Source organism: Scatolibacter rhodanostii, from assembly GCF_900197595.1.
Classification (GTDB): Bacteria; Bacillota; Clostridia; order Oscillospirales; family Acutalibacteraceae; genus Scatolibacter; species Scatolibacter rhodanostii.
On the sequence record NZ_FZLO01000002.1, the window covers coordinates 210,402 to 223,170 of the forward strand.

Annotated in this window: 13 protein-coding genes and 2 tRNA genes; 3 read left to right on the forward strand and 12 right to left on the reverse strand. The window is 39.3% G+C overall.

What is annotated here, in order from left to right; all coding sequences use genetic code 11:
- Positions 1-2 precede the first annotated feature (2 nt).
- Entirely contained in the window at positions 3-1,265 is a 1,263-nt protein-coding gene (locus tag CS931_RS05545; RefSeq protein ID WP_099205131.1) for a chloride channel protein, read from the forward strand.
- Positions 1,266-1,451: 186 nt separating this feature from the next.
- On the opposite strand, the gene CS931_RS05550 is transcribed toward CS931_RS05545, so the two are convergent.
- Genes CS931_RS05550 through CS931_RS05565 form a run of 4 tightly spaced genes read right to left on the reverse strand, consistent with a single transcriptional unit; the run spans position 1,452 to position 3,701 of the window.
- Entirely contained in the window at positions 1,452-1,817 is a 366-nt protein-coding gene (locus CS931_RS05550) for a DUF1304 domain-containing protein (RefSeq protein WP_099204783.1), read from the reverse strand.
- A 39-nt stretch (positions 1,818-1,856) separates the two neighbouring features.
- Positions 1,857-2,696 carry a nitroreductase family protein gene (locus CS931_RS05555; RefSeq protein WP_099204784.1) on the reverse strand — a complete coding sequence of 280 codons (840 nt, stop codon included), beginning with the start codon at positions 2,694-2,696 and terminating at the stop codon, positions 1,857-1,859.
- Between the two features lie 18 nt (positions 2,697-2,714).
- Positions 2,715-3,218 carry a nitroreductase family protein gene (locus CS931_RS05560; RefSeq protein WP_099204785.1) on the reverse strand — a complete coding sequence of 168 codons (504 nt, stop codon included), beginning with the start codon at positions 3,216-3,218 and terminating at the stop codon, positions 2,715-2,717.
- 27 nt (positions 3,219-3,245) lie between these two features.
- On the reverse strand, positions 3,246-3,701 hold the full coding sequence (locus CS931_RS05565; protein ID WP_159459746.1) for a MarR family winged helix-turn-helix transcriptional regulator: 456 nt from the start codon (positions 3,699-3,701) through the stop codon (positions 3,246-3,248).
- 330 nt (positions 3,702-4,031) lie between these two features.
- On the opposite strand from CS931_RS05565, the gene CS931_RS05570 reads away from it, so the two are divergent.
- A complete protein-coding gene (locus tag CS931_RS05570; RefSeq protein ID WP_099204787.1) occupies positions 4,032-4,733 on the forward strand; it encodes an MBL fold metallo-hydrolase in 702 nt (233 codons plus the stop codon).
- Positions 4,734-5,076: 343 nt separating this feature from the next.
- Here the strand turns inward: CS931_RS05570 and CS931_RS05575 are convergent, their stop codons facing one another.
- A complete protein-coding gene (locus tag CS931_RS05575; RefSeq protein WP_099204788.1) occupies positions 5,077-5,418 on the reverse strand; it encodes a winged helix-turn-helix transcriptional regulator in 342 nt (113 codons plus the stop codon).
- 116 nt (positions 5,419-5,534) lie between these two features.
- On the opposite strand from CS931_RS05575, the gene CS931_RS05580 reads away from it, so the two are divergent.
- Positions 5,535-5,930, forward strand: coding sequence for a pyridoxamine 5'-phosphate oxidase family protein (locus CS931_RS05580; protein WP_099204789.1), 396 nt, complete (start codon positions 5,535-5,537; stop codon positions 5,928-5,930).
- Between the two features lie 494 nt (positions 5,931-6,424).
- Here the strand turns inward: CS931_RS05580 and CS931_RS05585 are convergent.
- The 7 genes from CS931_RS05585 to truA all read right to left on the reverse strand — a co-directional run bounded on the left by CS931_RS05585 (position 6,425) and on the right by truA (position 12,759).
- Positions 6,425-6,501 (reverse strand) — tRNA-Arg (locus CS931_RS05585).
- 33 nt (positions 6,502-6,534) lie between these two features.
- A tRNA-Gly gene (locus CS931_RS05590) sits at positions 6,535-6,608 on the reverse strand.
- A 67-nt stretch (positions 6,609-6,675) separates the two neighbouring features.
- Entirely contained in the window at positions 6,676-8,958 is a 2,283-nt protein-coding gene (locus CS931_RS05595; RefSeq protein WP_099205132.1) for an ATP-dependent Clp protease ATP-binding subunit, read from the reverse strand.
- Between the two features lie 34 nt (positions 8,959-8,992).
- On the reverse strand, positions 8,993-9,628 hold the full coding sequence (locus tag CS931_RS05600; RefSeq protein WP_099205133.1) for a CDP-alcohol phosphatidyltransferase family protein: 636 nt from the start codon (positions 9,626-9,628) through the stop codon (positions 8,993-8,995).
- 59 nt (positions 9,629-9,687) lie between these two features.
- A complete protein-coding gene (locus CS931_RS05605; RefSeq protein ID WP_099204790.1) occupies positions 9,688-10,374 on the reverse strand; it encodes a CvpA family protein in 687 nt (228 codons plus the stop codon).
- A gap of 309 nt (positions 10,375-10,683) precedes the next feature.
- Complete coding sequence (locus CS931_RS05610) at positions 10,684-11,961, reverse strand: DUF5711 family protein (RefSeq protein WP_099204791.1); 1,278 nt, start codon at positions 11,959-11,961, stop codon at positions 10,684-10,686.
- 21 nt (positions 11,962-11,982) lie between these two features.
- A complete protein-coding gene (gene truA / locus CS931_RS05615; RefSeq protein WP_099204792.1) occupies positions 11,983-12,759 on the reverse strand; it encodes a tRNA pseudouridine(38-40) synthase TruA in 777 nt (258 codons plus the stop codon).
- Positions 12,760-12,769 lie beyond the last annotated feature (10 nt).

The window sequence follows — 12,769 nt, forward strand, 5'->3', positions numbered from 1 at the left end:
ACATGTTAAAATCTAAAGCAAGTAGTCTCAGTTTCGAATCGATAGAACAAGAGAAGATTCTTTTCTTGTCTTTTTTTAAGTGGCTTGCTATTTCTCTATTTATAGGAATTACAGCCGGATCTGCCGGAGCCTTATTTTCTATCAGCATTCATTTTCTAACAAACCTTAGATTAGCAAATTCTTTTCTAATTTGGTTTCTTCCGCTAGGGGGTGTTGTGATTGTCTTTTTATATCGGCTTGCCGGAATTAAAAAGCCACAGGGCACTAACTTAATTATTGATGCCATACGCTCTCCAGAACCCATTCCACTCTTAATGAGTCCACTCATTTATATCAGCAGTTGCCTAACCCATCTTTTTGGTGGGTCTGCCGGCAGAGAGGGTGCCGCTCTGCAAATAGGCGGTAGTTTGGGCTATCATGTTGGTAAAGTATTTAAGCTGGATGAAAAAGATTTGCATTTAGCTACCATGTGCGGAATGGCAGCTTGCTTTTCAGCTCTGTTTGGTACTCCGGTTACTGCCGCCGTATTTGTTATGGAAATCGTAACAATCGGCAGTATGTATTATTCCGCATTGGTTCCCTGTACTATCGCTTCTATTGTTGGAAAAGTTATTGCAGGATTTTTTGGAATTGCTCCAACTTCTTTTCATGTCAATAACCTGCCGTCATTCGAATTTGTTTCGATTCTGCAAATTATTATATTAGCGGCTGCTTGTGCTATTATTAGCTTATTGTTTTGCTTTGTCATGCATAAAGCTAATTCCCTTTATGAAAAATATTTTTCCAATTCTTATATTCGCATTTTAGTTGGTGCGGGGTTCATTCTCTTATTAACACGCCTAGTAGGCATTGATTATATGGGAATAGGTGAAAACATATTAGAATCTGCTTTTTCCGGAGTTACTCGCCCCGAATCTTTTTTACTCAAACTGATTTTCACGGCTTTAACGTTGGGAGCCGGTTTCAAAGGAGGAGAAATTGTTCCTGCTTTCTTTGTGGGGGCTACCTTCGGCAATTTTTTCGGAGGTCTAATCGGTATAGACCCTTCTTTTGCCGCTGCTATTGGATTTCTGTGTGTATTCTGCGGGGTAACAAATTGCCCTATCAGTACCTTACTATTAAGCTTAGAAGTCTTTGGCGAAAAAGGATTTCTTTTCTACTTCTTAGCCATTGGTGTTAGCTATATGCTGTCTGGTAATTCGCGAATTTATGAGAAACAAAAAATCCTCTATGCCAAGCATAAACTTTTATTTCAAGACTACTGATGTCGTTTGGCTTTCCTTATTTCTCTGAAAACGATATTTAAATTGAAAGTGATTCATTTTCTTGCCAAACACTAAATTGATAAAATGATGTAAAAAAATAAACTTATAATTTTAAAAGGATGTATCGATAAACTTTAAACCGATACACCCTTTTTTATGTTTTCTCTAATGTAAATTTATTCTCATCTATTGAGCTACACAAAGTACTATCATAGCAATAATGGCTGGCAATGCCTGTTTAAAAAAGATTGATTTATTAGAAGTAAGCGCACCAAAGATACCTGCTACGATAACACATCCCAAGAAGAAAGCCGCCATATAAATATTCCATGGTGCAGTTCGAATGAGCAGTGACCACATAAGCCCTGCCACCAAAAACAGGTTATAAAGCCCTTGATTAGCGGCCATTTCTTTCGTGCTTTTAAGAAAATCAATGCTTAGGTGCGGAAACATTTTGGGTCCTCTGCTAGTCCAAGCAAATATCTCTACCCACGCTATAAATAAATGTTCTAATGCAATGATTGCTACAAAAATCATACTGACAATTGACATCGTTGTTTATCTCCTTTTTTTATTTTATTTATGATTCGATTACACTGCTTTCCAAGAGAAAAGATAGCACATTTGCTCTGGCTTTTGGATTTTAGGCTCCGATAGTTTTACAAATTGACCGGACAAATCTCTTTCTTGTGCAGCCAAATGAAAGTGGCAGGCGCCGATTCCCACATCCGTTCGTTGAATATCAATCCCTAATTTATTATCTTTCATAGAACGCATTTCATAAAAATGATAACTGTCCCCATCCTGAACGACTCTCCAAGGCTGCTTATTGGCGGCAGAGGGTGCAAGTCGCAGCATTTCAAGTGGAAAGGCATATGCGCCAGCCTCATCCTGTGTAAGCGTATGTGAAAAATCGCCTTTAAAAAACATAGTTTCCCAAGGCAACCGCTGATCGGATTTTGCGATAAAACGGGCCATAGAATCCATCATGCGCCGTTTTTCTTGCGGATATCCAATAGGAGAAATTGCGGGGAATAGTTCCCCTTCCTTTAGCTTCATTGCAGCAGCAAAACCACTGCGGTCAAAAGTTCCTCCAAGCCAGCAGGTTCCAAAGCCTAGCGATGTGAGGTATAGAATTAATTGTTCAAAAGAATAACCTAGGGCTTCCAGTCCCAGTTCTCCCGGAGCAACAGACGCCCCAATAAAATCAGATGCCCCCTTTATCACACCATAGGTTCCCAGTTTTTCTCCTGATGAAGAGGGTTTGTTTTCTAAAAGATGAAAAGAAACTTCCACAGAAAACGGGTTGTTTAGTTTGGCCATATAATTTTGAATTTGCTCTTTTTCACCCGCAGGAATCGGACGTTCTAGATATGAGCGAACGCTCTGTCTTTTTTTTACTGTCTCCTCAACCGAAAAATCCATTTTCATACAACAACTTCCTTTCCATTACCATTTTTCGTAATGTACACGTTCAGCTTGATAACGGTCTACAAATTGATTTTTTTGCCCGTCCGGATACCCGACCGAAATCATTGCGAATGGACGGATATTTTCTGGTAGCGCAAACAGGCTACGAACATTTTCTGTCACAAAATCAGCGGTAGCAACACCAAGCCATACACCGCCAAGGCCTAAATGAACGGCCTCTAACAGTAGATTTTCTGCCGCTGCGCCCATATCCTGTTCCCAGCCAGTCGGCACCTTCATTTTGCTTTCATCTGCCAAAAGAACAAATGTCACAGCAGAGTCTGCAAGATGCTTTGCATAGGGAGAGGTTTCCGCCATCTGTTCCAATCTTGCTTTATCCTGCACGACAATAAATTCCCACGCCTGCTGATTTGCAGCAGAGGGAGCTTGCATAGCAGCCCTAAGCAGTTTGTCAATTTTTTCAGGCTCTACAGCCTGATTTGTGAATTTTCTAATACTTCTTCTAATAAAGATTTCTTCCATAATGCATGACCTCCTATTTATCTTTGTTTATTCAGACTTGTTTGTCAGCGCTTCTAACAGCTTTCCGCTCATCTCTAAAAATTGCATCATTTCTTCCTGTGTCAAAATATCCTGATAGTCTTTATGCAGTAAGTTCCACGCATCTATAATCAAATCTTGTTGACTCTGCCCTTTCTCAGTTGACAGCAAACAGACATTTTTGCCTTCCAATTGCTTTGCTACATAACCTTTTCGCTCCAGTTTATCAATCAAGCGAGTAATGGTAGAAGGTGTCAAGTGGAGCAATTCGCCGACATCTTTTTGTTGCATACTCCCTTTCAGATTGATTATATATAACAGCACCGCATGACTGGGAGATAGACCGGTTTTACTGAAAGCATTTTCTGCAAGCTTACTAAATTCTCTGGCAAGCTTGGTTATCGAGAAAAACAAGCAGCCATCAAGTCTGCAATTCTGCCGTTCTTTATCTATGTCTTCCTTCAAATAAATCACCTCATTTGTTTGTACATACAAACATATCGCATTCTTGAGTATTTGTCAATCCTTATTGTTATGTACCTCTGCTAATCATAAAAATTATTAAACAAATATATTTTAGGTGCTAACCGTGGTTATAATACAAACTTGAACGCAACTTAAAAGATAAACCTAGTTCAAATTTTTTCTATATCGTTTATCTAGGCTTCTAGACAGGCTGTGGAAATTCTTAATAACCTGTGATATGATAATGTCACAAAATCAAGTTATTTATTATTTGTATTATAAAAGATGAAACATACTTACTTCTACGAAAGAAAACGAGGAACGATTATTATGGAACACAGAATATTGCGGTTAACTATAAGCGCACCATTTGGCGATATTGAAAATACGATATACCCCACCTTACTTTGGGACAAACAAAATATTATTTTGATTGATTGCGGCTTCGTTGGCTCACTCCCCTTGCTTGAAGAAGAATTGTGTCGGTACAATCTCTCAGTGAATCAACTGACTGGACTTGTGCTCACACATCACGATCATGATCATATGGGGACAGCTGCTGCACTCAAAAAACAAAATCCAAGCATTCAAATATACACTTCTGCTGCAGAAGCACCCTATATTTCCGCTCAGGAAAAACCTCTAAGATTACGTCAGGCAGAAGAAATGCAAAAAGCACTCCCGCCAGAACAACAGGCTTTTGGCAAGGCATTTTGCGAAATGCTTCGTCAAGTCGAGCCAGTTGAGATAGACCATTTGTTGCACGACGGGGATAATTTAGATTGGTGCGGCGGTTGTCGTGTGGTTGCAACACCAGGTCATACACCCGGTCATATTTCGCTATTTATAGAAGCTGATTCCATTATTATTACCGGTGATGCGATTGCTTTAGAAAACAATCAACCTGCTATTGCTAATCCTCAATTTACACTTGATATTGAACAGGCAATGCAATCCATGTCCAGATTATTGTCTATGAAAGCTGACTACTATTACTGCTACCACGGCGGTGTGTATGTTCTCCCAGCGTAATTGATATCTTCGCCAAACTTTGCCTACCTACTCCTTACTATAAAGAATAATAGCATTTACACCTTCTCTGAAAACGCAAAAATAACCGGAAAATGGAGACGTAAGAATACCTCTATTTTCCGGTTATTAAATAATTGTTTTTTAGTCAATGAACTGAAATCATTTTTTCCAATACACCGCAAGATGTATCAATAGTAGTAGAGCAAAACAAAGACCTTTCACTCGTTATTCATCGGCAGCAAGTGACTCTATTTACTAAATTGAAAAAGCAGTCTATCCTTCTGTTTTTAAATCAGGCACAACTGTCCGATATCATTAAACCAGCCTAATCTCTCTAGCATAATTAACTCTCACCGTTCAAATAATCAATATACTCATTGCCCCATTGGCAAAGCGCCTGTAAAACCACTTCAAATTTTTTGCCTATTTCACTTAGAGAATACTCCACCTTTGGGGGGATTTGACTATATTCTTTTCTTATAATCAGACCCTGATCTTCTAACATTTTTAACTGCCTCGATAAAGTTGTATGCGTCATATTTTCTGGCATTTTTCTTTGAAGTTCATTAAAACGTATTGCTGGTTCCAATGATAATAAATACATAATATACATTGACCATTTTCCAGTCAGCACCTTTTGAGAAGTCACATATGGACAAAAGCCAAACAGTTCTTTTTTTGACATAATGGTATCCTTTCTGATACTGGTCTCGTAAAATATCGTAGTTGATTTATCAATCCTATGCTATATAATGTTTATGTAGTTAAGAATACCATATAATTTGAAAAGGAGCAATCATCATGAATGAAGTTTTAGTATTTTTAAAAAGCTGCGGAACCTTTTACTTGGCAACTAACGAAGGGGATAAACCTCACGTTCGCCCGTTTGGAGCAGTATGTGAATTCGAAGGCAAGCTATACATTGTTACTAACAATCAGAAAAACGTCTACAACCAGATTTTGAATAATGCTTGCATAGAAATCTGCGGAATGAACAAAGGGGCATGGCTTCGAGTGGAAGGTAAAGCAATTCATGATGATCGCCGTGAAGCACGACAAGCTATGATGGACGCAAACACCGCTGCACTAAGCAGTATGTATACCGTAGATGATAACCTCATGGAAGTCTTATATTTAGAAGAGGCAACCGCAACCTTTTATTCCTTTACTTCAGAACCTAGAACTGTCAAATTTTGATGCGCAATAGGTAAACTTAATCAATTATTTTATTCCAATACAGCAAGCAAAACAAACTATTTCTTCAGTACAGGGCATGTACTTTCCTTTAATCCAATTTTAATATCATGCTATGCCTGTATATAAAAAGTTTTACAAAAAACGCTATTCATTAAACATTCCTCTCATATTGCTATATAAAACGCAAAAAAGACACTGCTTATACTGGCTTTTAGTTTGCCATAAAATCAGTGTCTTTTTTCATATGCAATTGGTTTATATGGTCTAATTTAGTTCTGACTTTTAATACCTCTTAAAAAATATGACTACAATTAGTTCTCTTTATTTCTTAAAAATTGCATTAACAAATCTCACCAATCTATCAATAAGTATCCCCCGGCATAGCCGGGGGTTTTCTTCATTACAAAATAAAAAAGGACCTTCACTTTAAAAGTGAAGGTCCTCAAAAGGCATGTCTACTGACCTCAAAGCCAATACTATATTACCTTTTCATGTGGCGCGCCAAAAGGGATTCGAACCCCTGGCCTACTGCTTAGAAGGCAGTTGCTCTATCCAGCTGAGCTATTGGCGCATAAAATTGAGACCAGAAAGGTCTCAATAAAAATGGAGCGGGTGATGGGAATCGAACCCACACAACCAGCTTGGAAGGCTGGGGTTCTACCACTGAACTACACCCGCACAACTTGTGACGGATAATATTATATCATCTCGCCACAATATAGTCAATACATTTTGTCGATTTAATTTAAAAAGATTCTAAAACTAGTTTGTCATCTTTCACGTCGATAGCAATGGCGCTGATATTTCCCTCGCCTTTTTCTACAATGAGAGACGCAATTTTGTCTTCTACTTCACGGCGAATATTATTACGCAAATCTCTGGCACCGCTTTTTCCACCAATTGACTGTTTGGCAATCTTTTTATACACTTCCTCTGTCGCACGCAGCGCGATTCCCTTTTCATGCAAGGATGTCAAATATTCATCAATCATCAGCTTAGCAATCTTTTGATAATCTTCTTCTGTGAGCGGACGGAAAACAATCACTTCGTCAATTCTGCTTAAAAATTCAGGACGTAAAAACTCATTGAGTGCTTTCATAGCTCTCTCACGACTAATATCTGCCGCTGTTCTGGCAAATCCCAGCGTATTTTCACGTTTTTCACTGCCCGCATTTGAGGTCATGACAATGACTGTGTTTTCAAAATTCACTGTGCGCCCGTGAGCATCTGTAATTCTTCCCTCATCTAAAATCTGAAGTAAAATATTCATGACATCGGGGTGTGCTTTTTCAATTTCATCAAAAAGTAATACAGAGTAAGGACGGCGGCGAACTTTTTCTGTCAGTTGACCTGCTTCATCATAGCCAACATATCCGGGCGGTGAACCAATGATTTTAGAAACTGAATGCTTCTCCATAAACTCAGACATATCTAAACGAATCAACGTTTCAGGGGTATCAAAAAGCTCTTGAGAAAGCACTCTTACAAGTTCTGTTTTTCCTGTACCAGTTGGCCCTACAAAGATAAATGAGGACGGATGACGTCTAGGGCTAATCTGCACTCTGCTGCGACGAATGGCAGCAGAAATGGCATTTACAGCCTCTTCTTGCCCAATAATTTTTTGAGACAGAACTTTCTCTAAATCAGCAAGCTTTTTCAGCTCATTCTCTTCAATTCTAGCAGCCGGAATCCCTGTCCACAGCTCAATAACTTTGGCAAGGTCCTTCTCCTCTACTTCTGCAAATATGCCCTCTTCGTCAAGTGTACTGATATTTTCTTCCAAGGTGGCAATGCGGTAATGCGCCTTTGCAAGCTCTTCATAGTTCACTTCTTGACTTTCAGAATTTGTCAGCTTACCCTCATACATTTTCTCTTTTGCCAAGGCAAACTGCAAATTGTCATACTCTTCTAGCAACTTGTTGCGAAGCGCTGCGCTTGCACAGGCCTCATCTAAAAGGTCAATGGCTTTATCTGGCAAATAACGGTCATTGATATAGCGTTCTGCCAAGACAACCATGCGGCGGGCAACTCTATCTGAAACCTTCACACGGTGAAATTCTTCATAGTAAGTCTTAATGCCCAAAATAATCTCGGTAGCATCTTCAATAGATGGTTCTGCTACTGTTACCGGTTGAAAGCGTCTTTCCAACGCAGCATCTTTCTCGATATACTTGCGATATTCTGCAAAGGTAGTGGCTCCAATAACTTGAATCTCGCCTCTCGACAAAGCCGGCTTCAAAATATTGGCGGCGTTCATACTGCCTTCAGCATCACCTGTGCCGACAAGATTATGCACTTCATCGATAAAGAGAATAACATTCCCGTCTGCACGCACTTCGTCAACAAGACCCTTAATGCGGCTCTCAAATTGTCCTCTAAATTGTGTTCCGGCTACTAGAGAAGTCAAATCTAACAGCTGAACTTCCTTGCTCTTCAGCCTTGCCGGTACTCTGCCCTCGGCAATGCGAATGGCAAGTCCCTCGGCAATAGCCGTTTTACCCACACCAGGCTCACCAATTAGGCAAGGGTTATTTTTTGTTCTGCGAGATAAAATCTGTACCACACGCTCTACTTCTTTATCACGGCCAACGATAGCGTCTAATTCACCTCGTCTGGCTTTTCCAGTTAAGTCTGTGCAATAGTTTGTAATATGCTTGCGTTTTTTCTTATGGACATTTTCTTTCTCCGTTTTTGTTCTGCCACTATATGCATTTTCTCCCGGATTCTTACCCAGCATCATCTCAAGAGGAGGCATGGTAGCGGCACCGCCCGGCTCAAAGTCATCTTTGTCATCACTTGATTCATCATCATCAGAATCTGCTGTCATGAGCCCCATCATCTGATCCATCTCAGCTGTAGCAGCCTCTAACTCTTCTTCTGATATACCCATTTTTTCTATAATATCGTTAACAGGCTTTATTCCTAGTTCTTTCGCACAAACTATACAAAGACCTTGCGTGTTGTTTCCGTCCATTGAATTGGAAACGAAGACAACGGCAGGTCGCTTTTTACATCTTGTACACATCATCATATGTCAAATTTCCCTTTCAAGAGGTTTTGCTCTAACTAATTCTATTTTTTTTCGATTTTTTCAATTCTTTTGCTCTAATTTCATCAGGTAAGTCAAATTTATACTTCTCATCATCAGAGCGAATTATTTCTAAAAAGATTTGGAAATACTGCACGGCGGCATAAAACATAAATATTCCTGTCACCAACAGTAGTATGTTCGATGTTAGCTGAAACATGAACGGCGTCACTTCAAAGATAGTACGCATACATACAATGGCAGTCACTGAAACATAAAAGAATGTTGTTGCGACTTTTCCGTACCATCTTGCTGAGGTTGGACGTTTTTTTCTTTTTAACAATATAATGGCACCGCACAGCATTAAAAGTTCTTTTACAATAAACAAGATTAATAGCAGCCTGATTTCTGGAATCTTAATCGCTAAACAGATGGCAACGACACCTTGTGTAATCTTATCGGCCAGCGGATCAAGCATTTTTCCAAGCTCAGTAATTTGATTAAATTTTCTGGCAATCCATCCGTCAAAAAGGTCTGAAAGTCCCGAAAGAACAAGTAAAACAACCGCAACTGTTAATTTATCCTTTAAGAAAAAGTAAGCGAAAAAAGGCACCATAATGATTCTGGCCACTGACATTAAATTCGGTATTGTAATATTTTTATTTCTCATCTGGCCGCCTTTGGTCATAAAATTTCCCTTTCTATGCTAAAACTTTGCTTTTCAATCTTTTATAGAGCAAATAAATTTCTAAATGGATTAAAAGAAAAAAACATTTGAGCTATCTTCGATTCATTTGTTACTTTTTGAATTTCTGCCTGCATCTCAAGCGTTAACATGGGTAGAACCATTTGAAACAACGAAAAAATTGCCCAAGCAAAAACCAATGCTGTTAATAAGTTGAATATTCCTCCAAGTGCCCCATTCACTTCTCGCAAAACAGGGAACTTGAACACAGCTGAAATCGAATTCACAAGCACACGAACCACAATCATCAAAAGCATAAAAATAACCAAAACTGTCATCACTTTTAACAAACCAACCATAATTGGTGCAAAGGCCTGCGCAACAGTTTCTGCCGCTTTGTCAACCTGTGTTGTCATTTGATTACTAAGACTTTCTTGCGTCACACCAAGCTTTTCTAATGCCCGAATAATAAATTCGGGAAATCCCTCAAACACTTGATACATTTTTTCTTCAGCGGCAGCCTCTGCAAGGCCTTCATTCACTTTTTGCACAATCGCCGGCCGAAAAAAGGTGTCATAAATCCATTGAGCTGCCATACCGCCCAGCAGTCCCGAGCAAGATGCCGCCACTACTGTTCCAATAAAGCGAAGAGCAGAATGTACTAATCCTTTTCGAACACCCCACACAATACAAAGGATAAAAATCACGACTAAAATAATATCTAAAAACATGCTTTTTCTCCTTCACCCATTTCTATCAAAGGTATATAAAGGCATCAATTATACTCGCATTTTCACGCTTGATAGCCCCACAAACCTTATCACTAAATATAACACAGCTCTTTTATTTTCACAAGTCCTATTCCATTCAAAAGGCAAATGTTAAGGTTTCATTAATATTTAAAATGACTATTACAGAGGAAATTGACGATTCATTTTCCCTCGTAACCTCTCTTGTTAAAAAGGTATCTATTGTCACTCGATTAAAATTCTTATCTTTTTTTGAACCTGTAAATCCATTTTTATGCTCTTTAAAGCGTTTTATTGATTGACATCTAGCTTTTTAATCTCTGATGCACCCAATGTATAGACCTTGCTTTCATTTTCCATCACAATAGCACGAGTGTCACTGCCTACCTCTATTTTCTTCTGTTCTTGCTGTGTGACACTATCATAAAAATGCATTTCTTCGTTGGTTAATATCCCAAGGGTACTACCGTAGCTAGAGAGTGAGAGGACTCTATTTTCGAGTTCTATCGTCTGTGCCTCAACAGCTGAATCATCAATTATCATGACCTTGCCGCTGCCGCCATATTTATATTTTGAAAGTCCCACGAATAGCTTGCCTGAAGACACAGCATAAGCTGTAAGCTGTTGTTCATCAAAATTATATTCCTGCATTTCTGATTGTTTTGTCGAAAGCCTTGCAGCAAAGTTATCTCCTACTGCCAAAACCTGACCGGATTCTGACCAAAATAAATCAATGACCATATTATCTTTTAAATCATATTCAAGAACCGGTTCATTCTTGCTAAAATCTAAAATAATTATTTTAGAATAAAGAGTACCACCTTCACTGCCTAGTGTACTAACCGCACCCATTGTTCCGGTAGAATTAATCGAAACCGCATTGGCATATCCATCCGCAAACGAAAACTTATAGATAAGAGTGCCATCTTTTTTAAGCACTTGCAGCTGGCTAGCATATTCTTCTCCCTGCAGTCCTAAAGCAAAAGTGCCATTCTGGGCAACATCGGCAAAATAGATTTTGCTGTCTGCTTCTTTTTCAAGTAAAATATCATTTCCTGAACCCAAAAGGTAGCCTTCCAGCCCAGCGTTATAAATCAGATGATAGCCTCCGGCTGTTTTTAAGGCAGGGTTAGCAAAGCTATGGCGAGTATAAGAGATTTGAGAACCCTCCGAGTCAAGAACTGTTAAAGCCGTATCACTGAGTATGGCACAATTGCCCAAAGAAGACATAAAGTTTCCTTCTTCTACCTGATTACCTTTAATGGCAACAGGAAACCCCTCTATCACTTCATCACCCTTAAGCTGATGCATAAACCATGTTTTAACGTTTTGCGGCTTTAGGTTTTCTCTGTTCAGCCAAACCGCCAAAGCTAAAACAGCGACTGTTAAAATCAACCCAATGCGATAAACAGCCTTTGGAATTTTTACCGTCTCTTCAACCGAAAAGCGGCTCTTTTTCGGTTCTTCTTCATATTCAATCACAGCAAGTGGTTCGTCAAAATGATTGGCACTTACCTTTTTTTTTGCAGTTTTGTCCCCTTTTGGTTTCATGTGTTTTGAAGTTTTCATTCGTTTCCCTCATTTCCGCCTTTATTGAGGCAGAATTTCAAAATTCGGCATTTCTTCTGCCTTATAAAACACTTTTTGCAGATATAAACCTTCTGGTGGAGCGGTAGGGCCAGCCAGCCCTCGGTCTTTTCCTTCTATGATTTTACCGATGTCATCAGGCAGAATCTTGCCCTGCTGCACACGCAGCAACGTGCCAACCATAATTCTGACCATGTTATATAAAAATCCATCTCCGCAAACTTCAAAAATCACTTTTTCTTTCTCGCGAAAAACCTTTGCCTGTGTAATCGTTCGTACCAAGTCACCTTTTTCTCGTCTGTCTAATGTACAGAATGAGGAAAAATCGTGCGTTCCCACATAATAAGACGCCGCCTGCTGCAATACATCTACATCAAGCGGATACCAATAGTGCAGAGCACGATTTTCTAAAAAGGGGTCTCGAACTGCATTATTCCAGATTTCATACCGATACATTTTTCCTACGCATGAATAGCGAGCATGAAAATCCTCCGGCATTTCCTGGCAATCCAGCACAGCAATATCCAAGGGTAAATAGTGGTTGATGGCTGCTATCATTCTTTCAGACGGAATGGGCGAATCTGTTTTTAAACTTAAACAAAACTCTCTGGCATGAACCCCACTGTCTGTGCGGCTACAGCCCTTTAAATCTGACTCTTTACCTGTCACTTTATAGAGTGCTTTTTGAAATACCTCTTGCACCGCCACGGCATTTTGCTGAATTTGCCAGCCATGATATTTTTCACCGTTGTAGGCAATTTTCAGTAGCAAATTTCTCACAACACACCTC

Excerpts from the sequence above, each read along its gene's own strand:
- CS931_RS05595 (WP_099205132.1), bottom strand. The coding sequence starts at position 8,958 with ATGATGTGTACAAGATGTAAAAAGCGACCTGCCGTTGTCTTCGTTTCC.
- CS931_RS05555 (WP_099204784.1), bottom strand. The coding sequence starts at position 2,696 with ATGAAAATGGATTTTTCGGTTGAGGAGACAGTAAAAAAAAGACAGAGC.
- CS931_RS05560 (WP_099204785.1), bottom strand. The coding sequence starts at position 3,218 with ATGGAAGAAATCTTTATTAGAAGAAGTATTAGAAAATTCACAAATCAG.
- CS931_RS05550 (WP_099204783.1), bottom strand. The coding sequence starts at position 1,817 with ATGTCAATTGTCAGTATGATTTTTGTAGCAATCATTGCATTAGAACAT.
- CS931_RS05610 (WP_099204791.1), bottom strand. The coding sequence starts at position 11,961 with ATGAAAACTTCAAAACACATGAAACCAAAAGGGGACAAAACTGCAAAA.
- CS931_RS05600 (WP_099205133.1), bottom strand. The coding sequence starts at position 9,628 with ATGAGAAATAAAAATATTACAATACCGAATTTAATGTCAGTGGCCAGA.
- CS931_RS05545 (WP_099205131.1), top strand. The coding sequence starts at position 3 with ATGTTAAAATCTAAAGCAAGTAGTCTCAGTTTCGAATCGATAGAACAA.
- CS931_RS05580 (WP_099204789.1), top strand. The coding sequence starts at position 5,535 with ATGAATGAAGTTTTAGTATTTTTAAAAAGCTGCGGAACCTTTTACTTG.
- CS931_RS05605 (WP_099204790.1), bottom strand. The coding sequence starts at position 10,374 with ATGTTTTTAGATATTATTTTAGTCGTGATTTTTATCCTTTGTATTGTG.
- CS931_RS05570 (WP_099204787.1), top strand. The coding sequence starts at position 4,032 with ATGGAACACAGAATATTGCGGTTAACTATAAGCGCACCATTTGGCGAT.
- CS931_RS05575 (WP_099204788.1), bottom strand. The coding sequence starts at position 5,418 with ATGTCAAAAAAAGAACTGTTTGGCTTTTGTCCATATGTGACTTCTCAA.